The organism is Solibacillus sp. FSL H8-0523 (genome assembly GCF_038051985.1).
Lineage (GTDB): Bacteria > Bacillota > Bacilli > Bacillales_A > Planococcaceae > Solibacillus.
In genome coordinates this window covers 1,831,653-1,855,895 of record NZ_CP150291.1, presented here as the reverse complement: position 1 = coordinate 1,855,895, position 24,243 = coordinate 1,831,653, and the positions used below count along the sequence as shown (strand labels likewise).

General features: G+C 36.7%; 18 protein-coding genes. 7 read left to right on the top strand and 11 right to left on the bottom strand.

Annotated elements, in window-relative coordinates; genetic code table 11:
• Positions 1-324 precede the first annotated feature (324 nt).
• Positions 325-762 (bottom strand): GNAT family N-acetyltransferase, encoded by a 438-nt coding sequence (locus NSQ62_RS09220; protein WP_341323633.1) that lies wholly within the window; start codon positions 760-762, stop codon positions 325-327.
• 533 nt (positions 763-1,295) lie between these two features.
• Positions 1,296-2,303: an SMI1/KNR4 family protein gene (locus NSQ62_RS09215; protein ID WP_341323632.1), complete on the bottom strand. Its 1,008-nt coding sequence runs from the start codon at positions 2,301-2,303 to the stop codon at positions 1,296-1,298.
• Between the two features lie 528 nt (positions 2,304-2,831).
• On the opposite strand from NSQ62_RS09215, the gene NSQ62_RS09210 reads away from it, so the two are divergent.
• From NSQ62_RS09210 to NSQ62_RS09200, 3 genes are all read left to right on the top strand, one after another.
• Positions 2,832-3,101, top strand: a complete 270-nt coding sequence (locus NSQ62_RS09210; protein ID WP_341323631.1) for a hypothetical protein — start codon at positions 2,832-2,834, stop codon at positions 3,099-3,101.
• Positions 3,098-7,942, top strand: a complete 4,845-nt coding sequence (locus NSQ62_RS09205; RefSeq protein WP_341323630.1) for a putative Ig domain-containing protein — start codon at positions 3,098-3,100, stop codon at positions 7,940-7,942. The genes NSQ62_RS09210 and NSQ62_RS09205 overlap by 4 nt, the downstream gene beginning before the upstream one ends.
• 639 nt (positions 7,943-8,581) lie before the next feature.
• On the top strand, positions 8,582-8,962 hold the full coding sequence (locus NSQ62_RS09200; RefSeq protein ID WP_341323629.1) for a multidrug DMT transporter permease: 381 nt from the start codon (positions 8,582-8,584) through the stop codon (positions 8,960-8,962).
• 521 nt (positions 8,963-9,483) lie between these two features.
• On the opposite strand, the gene NSQ62_RS09195 is transcribed toward NSQ62_RS09200, so the two are convergent.
• From NSQ62_RS09195 to NSQ62_RS09180, 4 genes are read right to left on the bottom strand one after another with little or no spacing between them, the layout of a single operon-like run.
• On the bottom strand, positions 9,484-10,140 hold the full coding sequence (locus NSQ62_RS09195; RefSeq protein WP_341323628.1) for a hypothetical protein: 657 nt from the start codon (positions 10,138-10,140) through the stop codon (positions 9,484-9,486).
• A 14-nt stretch (positions 10,141-10,154) separates the two neighbouring features.
• Positions 10,155-10,643: a hypothetical protein gene (locus NSQ62_RS09190; RefSeq protein WP_341323627.1), complete on the bottom strand. Its 489-nt coding sequence runs from the start codon at positions 10,641-10,643 to the stop codon at positions 10,155-10,157.
• A 4-nt stretch (positions 10,644-10,647) separates the two neighbouring features.
• Positions 10,648-10,965, bottom strand: a complete 318-nt coding sequence (locus NSQ62_RS09185) for an RNA polymerase sigma factor (protein ID WP_341323626.1) — start codon at positions 10,963-10,965, stop codon at positions 10,648-10,650.
• 32 nt (positions 10,966-10,997) lie between these two features.
• Positions 10,998-11,138 (bottom strand): hypothetical protein, encoded by a 141-nt coding sequence (locus NSQ62_RS09180; RefSeq protein ID WP_341323625.1) that lies wholly within the window; start codon positions 11,136-11,138, stop codon positions 10,998-11,000.
• Positions 11,139-11,271: 133 nt separating this feature from the next.
• Here NSQ62_RS09180 and NSQ62_RS09175 point away from each other — a divergent pair, with 133 nt between their 5' ends.
• Positions 11,272-11,484: a hypothetical protein gene (locus tag NSQ62_RS09175; protein WP_341323624.1), complete on the top strand. Its 213-nt coding sequence runs from the start codon at positions 11,272-11,274 to the stop codon at positions 11,482-11,484.
• A 193-nt stretch (positions 11,485-11,677) separates the two neighbouring features.
• Here the strand turns inward: NSQ62_RS09175 and NSQ62_RS09170 are convergent, their stop codons facing one another.
• Entirely contained in the window at positions 11,678-13,060 is a 1,383-nt protein-coding gene (locus NSQ62_RS09170; protein WP_341323623.1) for a M1 family metallopeptidase, read from the bottom strand.
• Between the two features lie 507 nt (positions 13,061-13,567).
• Between NSQ62_RS09170 and NSQ62_RS09165 the strand changes: the two genes are divergently transcribed.
• The 3 genes from NSQ62_RS09165 (at position 13,568) to NSQ62_RS09155 (ending at position 15,489) form a co-directional block, all read left to right on the top strand.
• Positions 13,568-13,927, top strand: a complete 360-nt coding sequence (locus tag NSQ62_RS09165; RefSeq protein ID WP_341323622.1) for a GntR family transcriptional regulator — start codon at positions 13,568-13,570, stop codon at positions 13,925-13,927.
• Between the two features lie 3 nt (positions 13,928-13,930).
• Positions 13,931-14,797: an ABC transporter ATP-binding protein gene (locus tag NSQ62_RS09160; RefSeq protein ID WP_341323621.1), complete on the top strand. Its 867-nt coding sequence runs from the start codon at positions 13,931-13,933 to the stop codon at positions 14,795-14,797.
• Between the two features lie 203 nt (positions 14,798-15,000).
• Positions 15,001-15,489: a hypothetical protein gene (locus NSQ62_RS09155; RefSeq protein WP_341323620.1), complete on the top strand. Its 489-nt coding sequence runs from the start codon at positions 15,001-15,003 to the stop codon at positions 15,487-15,489.
• Between the two features lie 711 nt (positions 15,490-16,200).
• Here the strand turns inward: NSQ62_RS09155 and NSQ62_RS09150 are convergent.
• The 4 genes from NSQ62_RS09150 to NSQ62_RS09135 all read right to left on the bottom strand — a co-directional run bounded on the left by NSQ62_RS09150 (position 16,201) and on the right by NSQ62_RS09135 (position 23,964).
• The gene (locus NSQ62_RS09150; protein ID WP_341323619.1) at positions 16,201-18,570 is read right to left on the bottom strand and encodes a FecR domain-containing protein; all 2,370 of its coding nucleotides are present in this window, start codon (positions 18,568-18,570) and stop codon (positions 16,201-16,203) included.
• A gap of 23 nt (positions 18,571-18,593) precedes the next feature.
• Positions 18,594-20,174: a stalk domain-containing protein gene (locus NSQ62_RS09145; RefSeq protein WP_341323618.1), complete on the bottom strand. Its 1,581-nt coding sequence runs from the start codon at positions 20,172-20,174 to the stop codon at positions 18,594-18,596.
• Positions 20,175-20,467: 293 nt separating this feature from the next.
• Positions 20,468-22,204 carry an ABC transporter ATP-binding protein gene (locus NSQ62_RS09140; protein ID WP_341323617.1) on the bottom strand — a complete coding sequence of 579 codons (1,737 nt, stop codon included), beginning with the start codon at positions 22,202-22,204 and terminating at the stop codon, positions 20,468-20,470.
• Positions 22,201-23,964: an ABC transporter ATP-binding protein gene (locus tag NSQ62_RS09135; protein WP_341323616.1), complete on the bottom strand. Its 1,764-nt coding sequence runs from the start codon at positions 23,962-23,964 to the stop codon at positions 22,201-22,203. The genes NSQ62_RS09140 and NSQ62_RS09135 overlap by 4 nt, the downstream gene beginning before the upstream one ends.
• Between the last annotated feature and the right edge of the window lie 279 nt (positions 23,965-24,243).

Genomic DNA, 24,243 nt, shown 5'->3' with positions numbered 1-24,243 from the left:
TAATGCTAAAGATACCGGTAGTCGGGACCACAAAGTTATTGCCGGATTCTAAAATAAACATCTCACCTAACCGGTTCTAAATCAAGATTTACAACGGTAAGGATATGCATCATTTTATGCAAGAAAACCAAGGACGCAGCCTTCCCAAAAACATACTCAAACCTTTTTTAACACTGACTTTTAGTAAAAGTGTATAAAAAAAAGCAAAAACAATGGACCAATAGAAAAGGCAGAAACGTTGTTAAAACAACGTTTCTGCCCTTTTCGTTTCTTCCCAAACTTTGATTTGGGAACGTTATTTTGTATAGGCTCGTATATTGAATTTTAATTATTGCTTAAACTTTTACTGAAACCTGTACTCTTCCCTTTGTATCCTAAATTTTTATAAAAATTATGTGCAGCGATTCGTTCTTCTCTATTCCCGCTGTTTAATGTGATAGCTATACAATCGTTCTTTTTCGCCCAATCTTCAACTGCTAACATAAGGTTTTGCCCAATATTTTTTCTACGATAATCCTCGTGAACTACTAGTGCTAAAACTCTTACATACGGCTCATCAAATTCATATGCGATTTGCTTACACATTCCTACAAAGCCAACTAAATCTCCGTTTATTTCAGCAACAAACGTTTCGTAATTTGGTAAATCCAAGATTTTATCCAATCTTTCTTGAATTTTTTGATTTGAAGAAGGATAACCTAACTGATTCATTAAAACATCCATATTATTAATATCATTTCTAATCATTGAACGAATATGCATAGTAGCTTCACCTTTTCTCTATAAGTTTTTGATAAGAAAATTATAAGTTCCCTAAGTTGATCTGCTCCCCAACATGGGTCTACTCGGTCCATAATGAAACTTGATATGCGTTCAATAATTTCTTCAGCCGTAATTAAATTTCTTTCGCTCGCTTCTTTCATAGTTGTCGTCATTATTCTAAAGTAACTAGCTAAATCACTTGGAAAAATAAATGTTCTATCGTAAGTATTAAGTAAACGATAATATTCTTCAAATCCAGCACCAGCAACCTACCTGCCGTGGTCAGAGACTATTCAAGCCACATGTGCAAAATAGCTAGCTAGCCGAAAAAAATTCAGCTAGCTGGCCATTCGTCGTGCGTACCGTAAAGGTACGCCTTTTTTATATTTCGGGCTTACTTCCGTTTTATTAAAAAGAATGAAAATTTTATGATTACTTTCTTTGAAATAAAGTTTGAGCAAAAGCACCTCGTAAAGCCTTATTTTACTAAGTATTCTTTTCGATTGTAGAGTAACGAAGGCTGATGAGGCCTACTAAGTAATTTCTAGCCATTTCTTTATTTTGAGAGAATTTGTAGTCATACTGTTAATATAAGGGATTTGTTGTGAAGATAGCGCAATAAAATCACTGATAAAACCACCAGCACAACCTATTTGGACCCAGTTGTTCATAAAAGATTCAAATGATTTTCCTAGCCTCCACCCGTGAAACTCTTTATCATTTGTTAAATATATAACTTCCCCTATGTTGTACTTTCGATCTATTCCAAAGTAATTTCCCATTCCATCTCCGGAAAAAATAAATGAATTTGACCAAAAATGAAATTCTTCATTCTCTTCATCAAGGTAATCATGGTCTATCCTTATGGCGTTTAAATGAATTATCTTATCTAGATTCCATAACCCTAAATCAAATAGGCCCCCATTCAATATATTCCTGTTCTTATATGGTTTGCCTTGTGCTGAATAGATATTAGGATCATCCAACACACATGTTGAATGTTCTTGTGTATTCCAATAAAAATCACATTGACGCGAATAATCTATTACTACCTTTTTAAAGGATTCTGGAAGTCCAAATCCAATAATGCTTTCAATGTGCATCACTTCACTTGCTGATGCAGGTTGACCAATAAATAGCCCCCCTATGCCGCCCTTGTTTTCAATAGATTTGAGTGTTGAATTTAGAATTTCATTCCATTGAAAATATTCGATAATTTCTGATTCGTCCTTATTCTGATATGGCTCTGATTTTTTGTGTTTTGGTGAATAAATTTCCCCTTCAAATCGGACCCATTGAGGCAGTTCTTCAGGATTATTTGGAACCTCCTTATTAAATTTCATATTAGAATTAAGGAACTCTAATCCTTTTTCTGTAAGAGCATATGTATTTTCATTCCGAATTCTGAGGATAGAAATATAATCTTTTTTTATAACCATATTCAGAAAATCCCGAAACTCACGTTCATCAATATTGTATGTTTTGTGTGAAAAAGACTCTTTCTCGAGTATTTTTCTTAATACACTAAATAGTAATCTCAATCTAAACACCTCTTTCCTAATATACCATATTTACTAATAAATGTATATATTATACAATTATTGTGTTGTTAAGGGTAGTGGGTAGCGAAAATATTGTTTTACTAAACTAAAATTAAAAGGAGAATTTTACTCATTCTGACCACTCGCTTAAACTTTTATAATGGCAGCGAGTTATTAGCGATTACTTAACCTAAAAAAAATCAGCAGTTTTTTATGTTCACATTACCGAAAAAAATCAAGAGCTACTACTTTTACTTTACCGAATAAACTCGCTGTAGTTTCGTTATAGGAATAGATATATTTTAGAAAACCCTTGATATCAAGAGTGACAAATACATGTTGAGGATATTTCATTGAAATCTTAGATATATTTTCCCTTTTTTCTAACTTTAAATTTTTTAACCTTATTTTAACCTTATTGATTTATTCTTAAATTGGTAGAAACTGTAGAAATCTAGCTTGATTGTAGAAAGGAGAGAAAATATGGAGAAGTCATTTTACTCAAAACTATAAGTGCTCGTGATTTGTTTGCTGATGGTCCAAACCATCTTCGGCAGCCTTTACGGAACGGTACAAACACCACCAGTCCACGTAATGGACAACCCTCAACTAACGCTGAGCATCGGAAATACGACTGTAAAAGTTACTTACTTAGGTGGCTACGGTACAGAGCAGCTTTTCTTTCAATATACAGTAGAGAAAGGAATGTTGGATGAGGATGGCATTGAAATTGGAAGTGAGATTGAGTTAAACGGTGGAACAATTAAAAAAATGAGCGGAGGTGTCGTTAATTTATGAAAAAGAAAGTTAGTATTAATATTTTTTTAGCGATTGTTCTAATTTTGTCTTTATTTCCATCGCATATAGCTGCTGCTCCTCAAGTGCTTAATCCGATAGATGGCAGAAATACTTTTGATGGGACAATTTTGGATTTTGGCTATATTGCAGGAGATACTATTAATAATTACTCAGAATCAACTTTTAAGTTTAATGGAATTGATAGCGCTCGTTCAATAGATTCATCATACATTGCCTTTGAAAGCTTCGAGGGGTATTGGACTACAATTTCAAATTTAAAAATTGCCATTACAGATGATAGTTGGCCAGGAACGGCAACGGTTATGCCAACGCTAGTTACGCCAGAAAAATCGATTAATTCTAGTGTTCCGGGTATTTTCTACAGTATTATTCCGTATAATCCGGCTTTACAAATTAATACATACCGGATAAACGTGAGCAGCTTGATGACATCCAGCAATATTGGTGCTGATGGCATTATTTCGTTATTAATGTCTACAACTTCAATATACGATGCAGAAATTTTGAATCCTAGACTTGAAATTAATTATGCTGCAGCGCCAGTGAACACAGCGCCAGTTTTGAATGGAATTGGCATTAAATCGGTAAACGAAAAAAACTTGCTAACTTTCACTGCAACAGCATCAGATGCGGAGGGAGATACATTAACCTACAGTTTGGGTAACGCTCCGACAGGAGCAAGTATTAACTCAACGACGGGTGTATTCACATGGACGCCAACGGAAGCGCAGGGTCCAGGTAGCTTTACAATTAGAGTAATAGTAAGTGATGGAGCATTAACTGCCGAAGAACAAATCACGGTTACGGTCAATGAGGTAAATGAGGCACCGTTACTAGCTGCGATTGGCAATAAAACGATAAATGAAGAAATCTTTCTTACCTTTACAGCAACAGCAACAGATGCAGATCTGCCACCGAATACGTTGACGTATAGTCTAGTAGGAGCGCCATCAGGAGCTAGTATTAACGCTACGACAGGTGTGTTTACATGGACGCCAACAGAAGCACAAGGTCCAGGAAGCTATGCGTTTACAATCCGCGTAAGTGATGGAACACAAATTGACAGCGAGCAAATTACCATTACGGTTAACGAGATTAATTCAGCCCCATTTCTTGGTGCCACCGGTAATAAGACAGTGAACGAGGGGAGTCAGCTAACCTTTACGGCAACAGCGACTGATTCAGATTCAGCTATCTTGACGTACAGCTTAGTGGGAGCTCCAATAGGAGCTAGCATCAATGCCACGACGGGTGTATTCACATGGATACCAAGTGAAGCGCAAGGTCCGGGTACTTATCCGTTTATAGTGCGAGTAAGCGACGGAACGTTGACGGATGATGAAACTATTACGGTTACTGTGAATGAAGTGAATGTTGCACCAGTGCTTGCAACAATCAGCGACAAAACGGTAGATGAAGGAAGCGAATTAACGTTTACAGCGTCTGCACCAGATACAGATCTGCCAGCGAATACGTTGACGTATAGCTTAGTTGGTGCGCCAACAGGAGCAAGTATCAACGCAACAACGGGCGTATTTACATGGACACCAACAGAAGCGCAAGGTCCAGATAGCTTCACAATTAAAGTGGTCGTAAGTGATGGAATGCTAAGTGATGAAGAGGAAATCACGGTTACGGTTAACGAAGTGAACACAGCACCGGTACTAGCTGCAATTGGAGACAAAATGGTAGACGAAGAAACCCTGCTCACGTTTACAGCAACGGCAACAGATGCAGATCTACCAGCGAATACGATGACGTACAGCTTAGGTGATGAGCCGCCAGGAGCTAGTATTAACGCTACGACAGGTGTGTTTACATGGACGCCAACAGAAGCACAAGGTCCAGGAAGCTACACATTTGAAGTTGTAGTAAGTGATGGTACGCAAACGGATAGTGAAGAAATTACGCTAACGGTAAATGAAGTGAATGAAGCACCAGTACTATCGGCAATAGGAAACAAAATAATAAACGAAGGCAGCGAGTTGACATTTACAGCAACGGCAACGGATGCCTATATACCAGCCGATACATTAACCTACAGCTTAGTCGATGCTCCATCAGGAGCAAGTATCAACGCAACAACGGGTGTATTCACATGGACACCAACAGAAGCGCAAGGTCCAGATAGCTTCACAATTAAAGTGGTCGTAAGTGATGGAATGCTAAGTGATGAAGAGGAAATCACGGTTACGGTTAACGAAGTGAACACAGCACCGGTACTAGCTGCAATTGGAGACAAAATGGTAGACGAAGAAACCCTGCTCACGTTTACAGCAACGGCAACAGATGCAGATCTACCAGCGAATACGTTGACGTACAGCTTAGGTGATGAACCGCCAGGAGCTAGTATTAACGCTACGACAGGTGTGTTTACATGGACGCCAACAGAAGCACAAGGTCCAGGAAGCTACACATTTGAAGTTGTAGTAAGTGATGGTACGCAAACGGATAGTGAAGAAATTACGCTAACGGTAAAGGAAGTGAATGAAGCACCAGTACTATCGGCAATAGGAAACAAAACAATAAACGAAGGCAGCGAGTTGACATTTACAGCAACGGCAACAGATGCAGATCTGCCAGCGAATACGTTGACGTATAGCTTAGTCGATGCGCCATCAGGAGCGAGTATCAACGCAACAACCGGCGTATTCACATGGGCCCCTACAGAAGCACAAGGCCCAGGCACATACTCGTTTAAAGTAAGAGTAAGTGACGGCAGTTTGACAGATGAAGAAAGCATTAGGGTGGCAGTGAATGAAGTAAATACAGCGCCGGTACTTTCTACAATCGGCGACAAAACAATAAACGAAGGCAGCGAGTTGACATTTACAGCAACGGCAACAGATGCAGATCTGCCAGCGAATACGTTGACGTATAGCTTAGTCGATGCGCCATCGGGAGCGAGTATCAACGCAACAACCGGCGTATTCACATGGGCCCCTACAGAAGCACAAGGCCCAGGCACATACTCGTTTAAAGTAAGAGTAAGTGACGGCAGTTTGACAGATGAAGAAAGCATTAGGGTGGCAGTGAATGAAGTAAATACAGCGCCGGTACTTTCTACAATCGGCGACAAAACAATAAACGAAGGCAGCGAGTTGACATTTACAGCAACGGCAACAGATGCAGATCTGCCAGCGAATACGTTGACGTATAGCTTAGTCGATGCGCCATCAGGAGCGAGTATCAACGCAACAACCGGCGTATTCACATGGGCCCCTACAGAAGCACAAGGCCCAGGCACATACTCGTTTAAAGTAAGAGTAAGTGACGGCAGTTTGACAGATGAAGAAAGCATTAGGGTGGCAGTGAATGAAGTAAATACAGCGCCGGTACTTTCTACAATCGGCGACAAAACAATAAACGAAGGCAGCGAGTTGACATTTACAGCAACAGCAACAGATGCAGATCTGCCAGCGAATACGTTGACGTATAGCTTAGTCGATGCGCCATCAGGAGCGAGTATCAACGCAACAACCGGCGTATTCACATGGGCCCCTACAGAAGCACAAGGTCCAGGCACATACTCGTTTAAAGTAAGAGTAAGTGACGGCAGTTTGACAGATGAAGAAAGCATTAGGGTGGCAGTGAATGAAGTAAATACAGCACCGGTACTTTCTACAATCGGCGACAAAACAATAAACGAAAGCAGCGAGTTGACATTTACAGCAACGGCAACGGATGCCGATTTACCAGCCGATACATTAACCTACAGCTTAGTCGATGCTCCATCAGGAGCAAGTATCAACGCAACAACGGGTGTATTCACATGGACACCAACAGAAGCACAAGGTCCAGGCACATACTCGTTTGAAGTAAGAGTAAGTGACGGTAGTTTAACAGATGAAGAAAGCCTTATGGTGACAGTGAATGAAGTAAATACAGTACCAGTACTATCGGCAATAGGAAACAAAACAATAAACGAAGGCAACGAGTTGACATTTACAGTAACGGCAACGGATGCCGATTTACCAGCCGATACATTAACCTACAGCTTAGTCGATGCGCCGTCAGGAGCAAGTATCAACGCAACAACGGGCGTATTCACATGGACACCAACAGAATTGCAAGGTCCAGGAAGCTACACATTTGAGGTTGCAGTAAGTGACGGTACGCTAACGGATATTGAAGAAATTACGCTAACAGTAAATGAAGTGAATGAAGCACCAGTGCCAGAAGTGCGACCAACAACACCTGTAGAGCCAGAACCGACACCAGTAGAACCGGAACCAACGCCAAGCGGGCCAACACCAACACCAACACCAACACCAACACCAACACCAACACCAACACCAACACCGAAATTTTCGGATACAGCTGCTCATTGGGCATCCGATAGTATTGATGCGATGGTGGCGCAAGGTGTGATTGTTGGGTTTCCAGACGGTACATTCCGTCCGAATGAGCCCGTTTCACGTAAACATATTGCCATCATGCTGCATCGCGTATTAGAATTCGCACCAATTCGAACAGTTACTACATTTGGTGATGTGCCGGAAAATCATGCGTATTACGAAGCCATTACGGCTATTCAGCGAGCAGGGATTATCGATGGAATTAAAGGTTATTATTATCCAAATGAACCAATGACACGTGCACAATTAGCAAAAATTTTGGTTCTTGCATTCGGGTTACCATTAGAAGGAGAAAATCCATTTAGTGATATCTCGGAAAATCATTGGAGCTATGTGTATATTACAGCACTTGCTCACGCAGGCATTGCACTCGGTGATAATGGCCAGTTCAATCCAAATGAACCGGTAACACGTGCACAGTTTGTCGCCTTTTTAGATCGACTGATTAATAAAGAACAGTAAATAAGGTTCTGGTGCAAATATGATTTATCAGAAGTATAGTGCCTTATTACCCTTTACTTCTGTGAATCATGTTGGCGCTATTTGACGCTTACGATTCAACGTTCTCATCCCTTTCTATAGTTGTCGTCATAAACACTATTTTACTAGGTTTGAATCTTTGAGTCTCTTTTTATGAGATAGTAAAAGAAGAAAAAGTGTTAATCCACAAGGGTTTTGACACTACTTGAAATTAGTTGATTTCCACTTTTCGACAAGGTGGGGGTCGCTGGTTCGAGACCAGTCGGGACCATCATTTATAGTGCCTGTAAACGTTGGTATATCAACGTTTACAGGTTTTTTATTTTTGGAAGACTACCCAAGAATGAAAAGCAAAGGTAAAAAGTGGAGTTTCGTCGAATATAATATTACCTATCCAGAGACTCATTTAAATGAACAATAGATGTCACACCCCCTCGCCCAAAATGTCTAAAATTTCATCGCTCTCCAAAAGGGAGGCGATTTTATCGTTTAACGATAGCCTGTTAAATTACTTAGGATTGTATTCGTGGTTTATTGCGGTTTGAAGATACGCATGCCTTGTTTAGAATTCTCTGGATGCTATTTAGGAAGTTCCAAGATTAGATGAAAAGAGGAAACAAAATGAAAACAAAATGGCTTTTGAGTAGTAGTGCCGTGATGATGGGTTTGTTGGGATTGGCAGGAACCTTTATTCCCGAAGAAATCTCAATAATATTAGGGATTGACCCTTCATCCATTACTCTGATTCTTCTGCAAATCATCGGAGGACTATATTTAGGGTTCGCAATGTTGAACTGGTTTACACGTTCTGCCCTGATTGGCGGCATCTATAACAAACCTGTTGTATTGGGAAATCTGATACATTACATCGTTGTCTTTTTTGCCCTAATCCGGCAGTTGGCGGAGCAGTTTCATTTCATATTCGTTATTTTGACATTAGTTTACCTTGTGTTTGTCGTCTGGTTTATATTGGTTATGCGCTCGAATCCTTTAAGCAATTAATCCAAAATGTCTGTCTAACGGATACGAGCCTGTAATCAAAGGGTACACTCCGGCTGCCGATGAAGCTACGAAGGTAGAAATCAACACGGCAGCGAATGAACTTTTGGAATCAAACGGATTTATATTTAATTATAAGACAGCTACCTGTTTTCAAATCATAAATAGCCGATACAGAGACCCCTACCTATCCAGATACAAAATTTATAATCCAGATAAGACAGAAAAAAAGAGTAATACAGACCACCTGATTACTCTTTTGTCCGCAATTTGTCCGTATAATATTTTTTTGTGCTGAATTTATTTAACTGAATTGGTAACATTTATTAAATTGTGTTATTCCACAATCTGGCCCTTTAGCTGAAGAAGGCACAATTCCTTTCATCGTCACGAAAAGTGTATCATGTGCTATTACAAAATAAGAACTCTTTTGATATTTATTAACCGTCTCGATGATCGGTGAACCTGTTAAGATTTGAACACCTGGTGATACTCAGATGTCTATTCTACATTGGATACATACTTCAATCCCTTGGACTTCCTATTGGTTGAAAAATCTCACCATCCGTTGTTTGTACTTTCAATGGTTCGTTTATTTCATTAAGACCTATTTGTATAAAAGGAACTTTATCATCATCCCCTCCATCTACAAATTTCAGAATAATTTCTGTAGATCCAAATTTACTTACATTTTCAACTTCAATCTCTTTCCCAAGATATTTTTCTCCTAATAGTAGTGTAACTTCTTTGCTTCCTTCAGAGATAGTGGAAATTCGGTAACCTTCTGTTTCCACAGGAGCAGCGTTTGCCTGTTCAATAATCCAATATCCTTCTTCTGAAAATATGGCTATCCCGATTGTTGCAAAAAATAGAATAGGTAAAAGCAACAAACTGATTTTATCTATATTATTAAGATGTTGTGATTCATTTTTACGTATTAATAAGGGTAAAAACAATGTACCCAATATACTAACAATAAAAAACCCTACTGCTATAAATAAATAACCCATTCCTTCGAATCCTCCAACCAAGAATAGGCTGTATGCAACGATCATTCCCGAAAAAAGAAAAGTGATTACTGGGGCTAAATAATACTTGCCGCTCCTTTTCGAAACAATAAAAATAAACGCAAAAAATATAAAGCCTAAAAACAATCCAACCAACATGATTAAATATGCCAAATTAACACCTCCATTTATAAAAATAACTGCACTACTTTGTCTAATAATAAAATAATCACTAAATCAGTAACAAGAGATATCCAAACCCATTTTTTATTGAAGAAAGTAAACGTAAATACCAGTAGAAATATCGCAGCTGGTGTGTAAAATATAACTATCCCCGATTTGAAATACTCTAGCAATGATGTTACAGACTCAGCACCATAATATTTAAAACTGGAGTAAACAATATAAAATAAAATTAACGCTCTTACAGTAACTAGTAGTAACTTTAATCCATTATTAAACTGCACTAATTTTTTTAAGGGTTTTAAATCCACGTTCTCTGAGTAATCTTGCTTGGGCATACTTTTATTAAAGTTCTCTGTACTATCGTATAATTTTTTGCAATCTTCACAGTCTGTGATATGTTCTAAAATAATCTGTTTCGGTTCATCATCCAGGTCGTTAATTATGGGAATCAGCTCTAGAGATAAAAGATGTATTTTTTTGTAAGAATCCATAGAATCACCTCACTTTAATCATTCTTTTCCTCATCCTGAACACTTGCGATTTTATTGCAGATACCGGTATATTTAAAAGCTCACTAATTTCATTATAGTCATAACCATAATATTCTTTTGCAATAATAATTGCTTTCTCAGTAGTGGATAGCTTGCCTAAAATTGTTTCCAATTCGTTGTTTATTGTTGTCCTTACTTCTGGTGTATAATTATCAACCAACAACGTTTCAATAATGTTCTCATCTTGAAGCAACTCAGGCTTCTTCTTTTTATAATAATCTAGCAGCGTGTTTTTAACCCCTGTTATTAACCAACTCCTCATATATTTAACTTCTGTAACTACTGAAGGTGAAACTAAGATTTTTGTAAAAAATCTTGAATAATATCATCAGCAATAACGTCACTTTTAGTTAGACCAATTAAAAAGTTTCTTAAATAGGCATAATGCTCATTGTATATTTCTTCAATTAGAACTAATGGATTCATTTTAGACATTTTTTTATCTCCCTGAATCAATTTCCCGTCACAAGTGAGACGATTATAAAATTTCTAAAGTTGCTTTTATTTTCTACATTTAATACAATGCGCCATTTGACTGGTAGGGCAGTACAAAGAGGTTGGCATTAATATGTATGAAAAACAGGCGATTAAGGCTGAAAGTAGCTGGCTGAATACCGTTCAGTGGAAAAAGGATTTAATTGCCCTGTGTTCCTTGTATATGCCAGCAATTTCCTCGGCTGCTGCGTCAAGAAGATTGGTAATCAGATGTACGGTACTGTCGCCCTTCATAATCGGTAAATTCCTCGACACAATGGTATTTTTTGCGTCGTTTTTTGCTTAGCACCGTTTTTTTACAATTAGACTTTTCCTTTAAGTGGATGACTCTCCTCGTAAAAGTTTATTTAACGACCAAATAAGAGAAGGTTTGGTTTTATCCTACCTAAAACCAAACCTTTTTCGATATTTAGAAATTATTTTCTTCCTATAGCCCTTGAATGTAGAATAAGCGCAAATCCCTCAAGAATAGCGCCCGATTACTGAATAATAAATTCATTATCAGTATTTCCTAGTTCTAACCAACCCTCAAATAAGGAGTCATCTTCTAGTTCTAAATAGAATTTCATGAACCTTACAAATTCATCTGTATCTACTTCTTTATACTTATAAAGAGTAAAATATCTTCTTAAAAAATTTTCTGCTGTTTGTTTTCCACCATGTTGATTGAAAATCTTAGCTAAGTTTGTTAATGCTTGACCATAGATATAATTACTTTGTGGACTTTTTGTATACTCATGTAATGGTAAATTGGAAGGCATTGGCTCATAGTTGTCTGAAAAGTCTAAATAACCTATTTCTTTCTCGTTAGTCATTCGAAATAAATAAGTTGAAATCTCTGCTATTCCCTCATCTAACCACGCATCGGTGTATGGATCATTGCTTACTATTCCATAAAACCATTGATGAGCAATTTCATGAACTACAATGTTTTTTATTGCTTCGTTTGTAACAGAACGCCCATAGATGGAGCCAGCTGTTACTACCCCTGGATACTCCATTCCTTGCCCATCTAAAATAATATCTAACTGTTTGTGGGGATATGGCCCAATAATACTTTGGAAGTAATTAAAAGACTCGACAGCTGTCTCTGCTACTTCATCTAAAAACTCCTCTGATTCGTCCTTTCCAAATACTCTTATATTGACGTTCTGAGATTTTTTTTGGACGACTTTTGGATCTTTTAATATAGCAACAAATAATTCTTTTACACTTTCAATTCTAAATGAATTACTGCTCCCACCTAGATAACTATCTTCGTCAAATGTTGTAACAAGAGTGTACTCTTTAGGAATATCGAATGTTAAATTAAAATTACTAAAAGTTGTGTGGTATGACTCTCCTTTGGACCTATAGGCTTGTTTATTCCATCCTTTTCTATAGGTAGGGACCATTGGATACCATTGAGCAAGATGATAGTTACTATCGATTTTTTCGAATCTAAACCCGTCGATTGGTAAAGTGAAGTGATATTTCATTTGAAATTTAACACTTTCATTTGGAGAAACCGATGAATTTAAAGGGATCTTAAGAGTGTCTTTCTCTAGGGAGTATGATGAATCAATATTGTCAATTTTAACGGACTCAATTCCTATTTCAGAGGGAGTTTTCAGTTGAGGAGAGTTTTCAGACGTAAACATATTAGGAATAAAATAGAGTTTTAACTCGTCCCATTTTTCATTAGATACATTGAGGATATCTATTGATATATCTGCACTAAAATGTCCATTGGTATCCATACTTAATTTCATATTATAATCACTTTTACTTCCAGCAGGTACTTCACGAGGATTAAAAACTACATCTGAACAACCTATTAAAATAATTATACTTAGAACGTAAAGAAACCATATTTTCTTCAAAATTAGCTCCTTTCAAATATCGTATATAAAGACCAAATTTACTACTTACTATTATATTCCATAGGCATATTAAAGATTCCTTAATCACTATCCTACGAGTTAATGTAAGTACATTTGTTGAAAATCTGAACTACTTTATAAAAGAATAGGTGATTACTTTACTCAACAATATGGCCCGTTTGTTGAATAAAGCAAAGGTCAAATTTAAGTACCACAAAATATCAGTTAGGCCCTCCAGGTTGAGGGTCTATTTTTAGGTTATTGGACACATTCCACAATTTATTGACATCCACAGCCAGAAAATCTACGAACATTAAATGGCTTTTGGCTACCATCCTCCCTACTACACGCCTCTCAAATAACATCCCTGAACGGATACGAAAAAAAATGATGCGTATTTCCATTAGTCCGAAAATAATTCTTTTCATAAAAATAAGTTGACAGAAAATTCAATTCGTTATATGGTTAGTTACACAACTAATTAACCACTTAACTAGGAGGTGGACTGTGACGCATTCTTTAAACAATGAAAAACCCATTTTCCAGCAAATTCGCGAACGCATTGAAGACGCTATTCTCGATGGACACCTACAGCCCGAAAATCGCATTCCATCAACAAATGAGTTTGCCAAGGAATATCAAATCAATCCAGCCACTGCTGGCAAGGGAGTGAATGAACTGGTGGATAAAGGGGTTATTTATAAACAACGTGGAATTGGCATGTTTGTTAGTCCACACGCGCGAACGATATTAATCGAAGAACGCAAGAAAAACTTTATTTCACAACACATTAAACCATTGAAAAATGAAGCAACTAGATTAGGCATTTCGGATGAGGAATTACAAAATATGATACAAAGGGGATAACGTATGATCATTGAAGCGAGAAATGTTAGTAAATCCTATAAGAAGAAACATGCTCTAGCAAATGTAACATTTAAAATAGAAGGACCTAAAATTGTTGGATTTTTAGGCCACAATGGTGCGGGGAAAACGACTTTTTTGAATATGCTAGCCGGCCTCATTTCAGCAACTGAAGGAGAAATTTGTGTCAACGGCGAAAATGTCTTCAATGCACCACACATTTTAAGCGAGATTTGCTTTGTTGCAGAAAGTGGGAATTTCCAAGACGAAATGACCGTTGCCCAAAGCTTAAAGGCCATTAGCTTCTTTTATCCAAGATGGGATAATGCCCTTGCTAGAGAATTGCTAGAAGTATTTGCACTCAACCCGAAAGACAAAGTAAAAAGCCTATCAAAAGGTATGGTGTCTGCACTTGGAATTATTACAGGCTTTGCAAGTAATGCAGCTATAACGATTTTTGATGAGCCGTATATTGGGCTAGATGCTGCAGGGAGAAATTGCTTTTATGATTTATTGATTGAACAGCAGGCTGAAAACCCTAGATTATTTTTGTTATCGACGCATTTAATTGATGAGGCGAGTGCGTTATTTGAGGAAATTTTGATTATCCATGAAGGAAAATTATTGTTGCAAAAAAATGCCGATGAATGGCCTCAGCATGTTGTGGCAGTAAAAGGTGCATCCAAAAACGTTGAGCAGGCAATTGAAGGTTTTGAGGTTATTTACAAGCAGTCCTTCATGCATGAAATGTCAGCAGTACTTTTTGCAAATGGCAAAGCAATTGAGGCAGAAAACATTACAATTGGAAGTGTGTCACTGCAAGACGTGTTGGTGTATTTAAGTAAAAAGCAGAAGGCGAGGTCAACAAAATGAATGTGTTAAAAGGAAGCTTCTACGTCTTTTTTCAAAGCTATAAAAAGGAAAATATCATTTTCTGGTGCATTTTGTTTTCCATAGCCTTTCTGTCGTTTTTTTTAGATTCATTTTTTGGTAAGTATATTTCTTTTGCCATAACGATTTCCATTCCTGTTTATATTTTTTACAGCATAATGGCTTCGAGGATTTTAAATAGAACAATGCCGTATTTTTTAAAGCTCGGCTTGAGTCGTATACAATATGTATTACATTTAGGGCTTTTTTCTCTTGCTTGGAGCATTGCCGGTGCTTTCATTATTGCCTGTACGCATCAAATCAGCAAATTCTTATCCAAACTGTTAGACGTAAAAGAAATTTTCATCATCCACCCTATTTTACTTATCGATACTGCCCATCCATTTATGCTGACACTTGCTTTAGACTTCGTATTACTTTTGTTCTGCCTAATCTCTGGGATACTACTAAATGTAGTTTTTTATCGTTTAGGGACAATCGGGGGTTACAGCTTTATTGGGATTCTTATTTTAATTCCGATTGTGATAGTCATTTTCGAATGGTATATACCACTTTGGGAGGTACTGTCAGAGGCCTCGATTATTGCTATTCTCGGCGGTTTGCTAATCATTATTGCCTTGATTTATAGCGTGATTACAGGCGCATTACGAAAAGCTTCGGCGATTCCTGCATAAAGTAAGGAAGAGAAGTGTATAGAAACACTTCTTTTTCTTTGATAAATCAACGTTTTCCAGATTTATTTAACTGAGCTGAACTAGCTTGATTTGGCCAAATGCTTTCGACAAGGTGGGGGGCGCAAGTTCGAGACTTATTGAGACCATCACTTTAAGTGCCTGCAAACGTTGATATATCAACGTTTGCAGGTTTTTCTATTTAGAAGACTTCCTCCCTTACATCGCTCTTTTAGGATTTGTCCGCAGGATTTTTTCCAATTATTTAGCGTTACTTTGGATGGCCTTGTGAAAAATGTCTGCAATGTCATTATCTGCATTCGGCAATAAATGTGCATAAAACTCTAACGTAATTTTAGGGTTGGCATGACCTAATCGCCTCGAAATTTTAACGATTTCCGAAATAAGAATCGATGTATGCGTGTGTCGAATATCATGAAAACGAATGTTTGGTACCTTCGTGCATTTAACAAGGCGCTTCCATAACACAGTATTGGTACAGATAACTAAGTCGTTATCTTCTTATAGCTCACCTACAAATCCCCTCCACTCTTCTTGGCGCTGTTTATGCGTAAGTTGTGCAAAAAGCCATCTATCCGAAAAAAATTTCAGATAAATGGCTATTCGACCTGCGTACCGAAAAGGTGCGCTTTTTTATATTTCGAGCTTACGTATGAAAACTCGATTAATCATTTAGCAATTGAACTCAGTCATTTAATTATTCCATTGAATGGACAGGACATTAATGAGATACGTCTCTGGAATCCCATCCCTTGTATGCACTAGTTCGTACTGTATTGAATCAGCCCCCGGAGTTGGATAGTGTTTATATTCCACACTATCTTGGAGATTCATTTCTAGAGGTTGCCACTCATCTCCAACTTTTACATGTAGCAACATTTCATCGGCGTCATCTTTTCTATTAAAGCCTATAGCATTAAGATATTGTTCAGTAAAATTAATCTCATCTACTGTAATGACGTAATCATAATTAGAAACTCCTGCGCTAATTGTATATGGGGCCGGTAGATTAGAAACGACACTTCCATCATGACCTCCCCATATTTCGTAAATATTAAATGGTTGTACAACAACGGTATTCACTATCAATTTAAATACTTTCGGACCAAATGTATTATGTTGCACAGTTATTGTGAAAATTAACTCAGTTTTCTGTTGCCCCAACTGCGTTAAGAATTGCCCAGTATCTGGATTTTTAATACTTATTCCATTTCTCTCAACTTCAAGTATTTGTATATTTTGATCATTTGATATAATTGCCAAAGATACATTATCACCGTTAACTGGTATTTCTCGTTCAATTAATAGGTTGGTGATATCATCTTCTTCACCACTCTTACTATAATTCAAATCTGTCGGCAATTCATTTGTCAGAAGTTGAACATCGAACGGTTTCTCGATATCTGACCATGAGGGCGGTACTACTGTAGCCACATTCAAATTAAATTCTTTCGTATCTAACTTGTTATGATTCACCGTTACTGTGAATCTCATCTCAGCGCGATCCTGAGACAAATGAGTTATAAATACTCCATCACCATTACCGTCATCGTCTTCATCTAGTTCATAGATGGGCTCACCATCACGCTTAACTTCTAAAAGTTGCATCGATGGGTCCGTTGATTTAAATACAAGACTTACATCATCACGGCTTACTACTATTGGTTCTTTAACTAGTAGATCGGTAATCGATGCTCCTCGCTTATAATTCATAGCTGTCGAACTATCACCTATCTCGAGCTGTAAATCGAATGGCTTCTCTATTTGTGGCCATGTTGGTGTTGGAGGTTCTGTCGGTTTCGGCGTCTCTGTCGGGCCTGGATTTTCTGTAGGGCCCGGAGTCTCTGTTGGTTTTGGAGTTACCGTTGAATCACCATTAGTGTTCCCCTGACCTGATTGCTGCTCATCTAATCTTTCCTGCTTCTCACGTTCATATTTATCCCGCTCAGCTTGGCTTAGCTTAGCAAGCCAGATCTTTTCTAATGCATCAAGCCGATCTTGCTTTAATTTATCCTCTTTAGCTTTTTTTTCATTAGCAGCAATGTCTTTCATTAATGCAAGCTTTTTGGCCTGCTCTGCCTGTAATTTTTCTAAACGCTGTTGCTCGCTTAATTTTTTCGCTTCAAATTCCCAATCTACATCGTCTTGATTTTTATGCAATTCACTATTATTCAATTGCTGCTCTTTAATTTGCCCTTGTAATTCTGATAGTGCATTTCCATCTATTTTATTTAACTTAAATGCCTCTTCTGCTAGAGCTAGCAATAAATTATATACATTATCAGTATATTGATTTTGTGCTAGCGGAAATTGATTAATTTCCGTTGGGAAAGTTGTCGTTGAAAACTGATTCATTAGCTTTTGGTTCTCTCTAATAATTTTTTGTGCACTTTCTAGGATCGCTGCCATAACTTCACTACTAGTTGAATTTAACATTTGAGCTAAAATTTGATTATCTATCGGTATCGTTTGTAGTTGATATTGGCCACCAACAGTCAATGCTGAAGCTGGATAAACGTTAAATTGATTAGTATTATTACCGCTTCCAGTAACATTAACATTCCCCGACAATACCGCTAACGAAGGAAGTCCTGTGTTAGGGTCTACACCTACAAAGAAGTTTGTCCCCCGTACGCCCATAATAGCAGTCGGAGTCTCCAATACAAATTCATCCTCTTTATTTTTAATCGACTTTACATCGACCCATGCTTTTCCTTTAAGCATACTTACTTTCGTTATAGTACCACTCTTATTAGACAGCTTACTAAAAGTTACCTTTGCACTACTCTCTAATACGAATGTATCGTCTTCTGATGTACCATTAGAAAATTTCAATACAACTGAGCTTTCCTTACCAGTAGTTACAATATCACCTTGATTCAAGCTCATTCCTTTGAATCCTTTAAGTATCTTTTTACCTCCGGATTTTTGAACCTCAACTGTACCTTCCACCTTCGATATAATTGCAACTCTTGAAGTGGATGCCTCAGCTGTTCCGACATGGCTAAATATCGATACTGTCAAAAATATAGCTATAAGCGTTACTATACTCCACCTTTTCAAAGTGATTCCTCCTTTGCTCATTATCAATTAAATATTGTATGTCTTATAACAACATTACTGTTCGCTTGATCCCATTGCACATCATATCCAAGTTGCTCTGCAAAAAATCTCACTGGAATTAATAGACGACCATCCGCTAAAATAACGGAATCATCCATCAATAATTCACTATTCGCACCATTTTCAAGCCTTATTACGCGATCACTTGATGTAGAGAATATATAGCTCAGCTTATCATCGACGATAACTTCATATTGCTTCGTCTCTGTCAAATAGTTGACATTCAAACCTAGCTTCGTAACGATCGCTCGTAGCGGTACATATATCCGATTTTTTTCGAGCATTGGAGCAACATCCGTTTCCAGCAGCTCATCATTTACAATAATACGAGTGGGGCCATCGTATTTTACCCTTTCTGGAATTACATAAGATTGAACGACTCTTATTCTATTGTTAGATGAATCAGCAATCGCGATATTTCCATTAGCTAATTCGATGACATCGGTAGGCTTATTCAATGCCCCTGAGGATAGTACGCCATCCGCGAAGCCATACTCCCCTCCAATACCAGCGACTGTCGTTACATTCCCATTATAAATAGCCCGAACGACATGATTAAGTGTATCTGCGACAAGTACTATACCTGATTTTGTTACTGTAATCCCTGCTGGAGAGGATAGACGTGCAACAGAAACTGCCCCATCAACATAAGCTCCCTTCACATACAACTCATCGCTGTCATAAAGGCCATTGCCCACTACTGTCGATACCTTATTCGTAGCAAAATCGATATAGCGGATACGTTGATTCCCTTTATCGCTAACATATAAATTATCTTGAGCATCTATCGCTAGACCAGTAGGCTCATTGAACATAGCTTCAGCTAGAGAACCATCTGCAAAATCGCCACTATACTCTAATACACCTGGAAAATATTCAACCACTCTTTCAGATGCCTTATTCAAAGTTGTAACATTGCCTTTCGTATCTATTTTACGAATAAGATGATTTAACGTATCAGCAACATAGACGTTACCTTGACTATCGACAGCAACATCGGATGGAGCATAGAATCCCGCAGCTGAGCCCTTCCCATCTTGATCGCCAAGTTGCCATGAACCAGCAATTGTTGTTACAGTACCTTCCTTAGATATAAGGCGAATACTATGATTATTTGTATCAGCAATATAGATTTGACCTTGTTCATCCATCGCAAGTCCACCAGGTGATTGATACATAGCTACATCAAGAGCACCATCTCCATAGCTTCCTACCGGCATCGAGGATTCATCAAAATCTACAATATGGCCACTTAAAGTAGTTAGTTGATCGTTAGCTAGCATTCTAATTTTATGATTATTGGTATCACTAATTAGTAAGCTGCCGTCAGTCTGCTGTAGTAATGAAGTAGGATAGAATAATGACGCATCAGCAGTGGATCCGTCGTTAAAACCAGCCTTCGATTGTCCTACCATTGTGCGTAATTCTAGTAATCCGCGCTTACTATCGAGCACTCCTTCACCCTGCGCAACGAATGGTGTCGCTAAAGCCATCAAGCATACAGATGTGATTACGATATATTTTTTCAAAATCTGTTGTTTCATTTCATTCACCAACCTTATAAATTTTCTACTTCATCTGTACTAAGCCCCAAACTTTGTAGATTGAAAACCTCATTAGTTGTATTTCCCTCAGCCTTCTGAAAACCATTGCTCACAACAAACTTGTCAAAGCACCGCTCTATTCAAATGTACATTATTAAAAACACGTAGAATACTGACAAATGTTAATGTTTCAGACCTTAATACTAGTAAATTTTATTAATTTCGTTAACTGCGAACTCATTGATAGAATTCTATGAAAAAAACCTAATTTCCCTGTAAACTTGGAAATTTTTTTACTGATATATTAAATAATTATTATCCTTCATCTCATTCAACACTAATTCATAATATAAGGATTTATTTTTTAATAACTCAGCATGACAACCTTGTTCTACAATTTCCCCCTTATCCATAACAAATATAATGTCTGAATCTTTAATCGTAGAGAGTCGATGCGCAATAATAATGGTCGTTTTATTTTCTCTAAGTATGGCAAGATTTTCATGAATGATTTTTTCTGTACTTACATCTAATGCCGATGTAGACTCATCTAAAATTAATACCTCTGGATCTCTAATTAAAGCACGCACTAATGCTAACCTTTGTTTTTCACCGCCTGAAATCGTTATTCCGCGCTCCCCTAGTGAACTATCATACTTCTCCGGCAATTTCTGAATGAAATCATCAATACACATTGCTTTGACTAAACTCATTATTTGAGTATCAGTAATTCCATTATACCCCAGTAATAAATTATCTTTTACAGTTCCCGGAAATATGTACGGATCTTGAAAAACAATACTAACTTTCGATTTCCAAATATCTTTTGAAATATCAGTAATATTTATATTATTTGCCTGTATACTTCCCTCTTCAACTTCATATAAATTTTCAAGTAAACTTCCAATAGTTGATTTCCCACTACCACTCAGTCCAACTAAAGCTATTTTCTTGCCAATTGGTATATCTAAAGAAAAATTTTTAAATATCAATTTCCCCCCTGAATTATAACGAAAAGAGATATTATTCATTGTTAATGACTCAATCGAGGAGATTGTTTTCGTATTCTCTCTTTGCTTTAGCTTTGTATTAAACCAATTGCTAATATTTTCAACGGAAGCCATCTTACCTGAAAATGAAAATATTAAATTGTATACTTTTCCAAACGAGTGCAGCAGTTCTAATGTCAGTTGGTATATCACAACTAATAACCCAATTGACATTACCCCCTTAAATACAAGGTAACCCCCATATCCAATGACAATGAGCTGTGCAATGGAAGTGATAGATTCTAATGAAAACACCATTTTTATCTTTAGCTTTCCTTCCATCATGACACTTTTGAAGTATTGAATAAAACTGTTTTGATATCTCTTTTTTTCCCAATCCCCACGGTTATTCGCGATCACATCACGAGTAGATGTGATACATTCTTCCAATACAATGAGTAGTGAAGATTTTTTCTTTTGAATATCTTTCGAAACTGTTTTTTGCTCATTCGATAATTTTTTCCCAGTTTTTATATAGAAAAGAGATAAAATAAGAATTGATAAAAAAAGAATAGGAGAAGCCTTTATAAATAACACGCATATAATAATGGTACTTACCAAGTGCTTAATAATATCCGAAATATCTTCGCCTATTAATCTTGCAACAATGGATATTTCATTTGTAAAAAAATGTACATACCTCGCATTTCTTTCTTTTTGAATGATATTGATGGGCGTACTATATAAAGTTGATAAACCTTGCTCAGTTAATTGATATTTAACACGACCATGAATTTTACTTTGAATATATGGATTCACAACAAATAAGATTACGAATATAAAATAACATAGGGCAATTAATAGAACATATTTTAAAATTCCACCAAAATCTGACCCCATAATGATTTGATCAATAATATATTGTTGCAACGTTATTGAATAAACAAAGCTTATCGATTCAATGATTAATAAAAAAATAGAAGAAAAATAGAGGAACTTTTGATTTTTAATATAAGACCAAATCCAATGCATATTCTTCATACGAGCCCAGCTTCTTTCGTTTGTAATATAAATTTCTTATAAAGACCATTCTTTGCTAGTAACTGCTCATGTGAACCAGATTCTGTAATGATGCCATGCTCAAGTACGTAGATACGATCATAATCGCGAATTGTACTTAATCTGTGGGCAATCGTTATGACAGTCTTATCCTTTAGAAAACGATCTAAAGAGTTTTGTATACTTTTTTCAGTGATATTATCTAAAGCAGAGGTTGGTTCATCCATTATTACTATAGATGGATTCATTAGAAACAGTCTTGCCAAGCCCACTCGTTGTTTGAGTCCGCCTGATAACGTGTCCCCTTTTTCATCAACTTTCGTATTATATTGATCTGGTAATTCTATAATATAGTCATGCAGTTGTGCTGCCTTTGATGCCTCAAAGATCTCTTCTTCTGTTGCAGATGGATTTCCAAATAAAATATTGTCTTTTATTGTGGATCCAAAAATATATACATCCTGAAAGACAATACCAATCGATTGTCTAATTGACTCCAAACTTAGTAAGTTAATAGGATTGCCATCAATTGAGATGTCCCCACTATTACAGTCATAAAAACGGATCATTAACTTTGCGATTGTAGATTTTCCACTTCCTGACTCTCCAACAAATGCTATTTTTTCCCCAGACTTAATATTAAAATTTAAATTTTTTAATATAGGATTATTCGGAGTATAACTAAAAGACACATTTTCGAAATTAATATTTCCTTCTACCTTATTTAAATGGATAGCACCTTCCATTTCAGTAATTGTTGGTTGTAAGTGGGTAAATTCATAAAGTTTGCTCGCTTGAAACATAAGCATTTTTTGCTCCGTTAAAAGCGTAATGACTGATGTTAATTTATGCATCGTAGCTAAATATAGTAGTAAAAACGAAACAAAATCTCCTGCTGTTATCGTTTCTTCACCTATTAAATAACAACCAAATATTATTAGAATAATCGCTCCAAAATAATAAGTAAAACGTCGAACCGACCCTCTTAAATAAGCATACCAATACCGCTTCGAATATAAATCTGTATTGTTCCCTACCTCTTTTAATGTTTTATCTGAATCCCATTTAAAGCTATTAAACACATGCAGTTCTTTGATTAAAGAGACACTTTCATAATATTTTTGTCCCAAATCGACTTGACTATTCGCTAGTTTTTTCCCAATATTAGTAGCTTGCTTTTCAATACTTGGGCCAAGTAAGTAGTACAGGGAAAAGCAAGGAATGATCGTTAAACTTAAATAAAGACTGATATCTAACATGAAATAAATAGCGATCGAAACAAATAAAATATGTTGGATCATTTCAGGGAAGTATCTTCTATATAGTTGTTGTAAAGCTGCAACTTCAGTGTTTACTATTGCAAATATTGTCCCTGTAGAGTTTTTCTCCAGATATTTGGCGCCAAGAACTCGTAATTTCGATACAACACTCCACTGTAAATCTCTCACACTATTTTCTTGTATGTAACGTTGCAAATATTCTTTTAAAGCTGTCGCAATTAATTTTAGTAGTAAAACGAATAAAATGGCACATAGGCAATAAATAAATAAATTTACATTCTTATTTTTTAAAACATCGTCGATAAAAAAGCCAAACATTTTGGGAATGATAAGTTCACTTACTGCGATAACTACCCCGCAAATGATTAATAGTAAAACTTTCATTGAATATGGCTTTAAAAAGGAAAGAGCCCATATATAAACCTTGAACAAACTAATTTCCATTGAGCTTTTATTTTTCATTTTATCCCTCTTTTATTTGCATTAAATAACCCTTTGGAAAAATACGATACAAAGCACCAAGGAGCCACGTTGTTTAATATTCAGATATTTCGCTAAATTATGAAATTAATTTCAATATTAACATAACACCGTAATTAATTGTAATGATTTCCAAAAAGGGTTTCAAAAAAAGCCACAAAATTTGGGTGTATGGAACAGGCTTGGCGGTAAATCTGAAGCAGGAAAAACGGAATACAAATACAGTCACTCCTAAATTTAACTTTAGGAATGACTGTATTT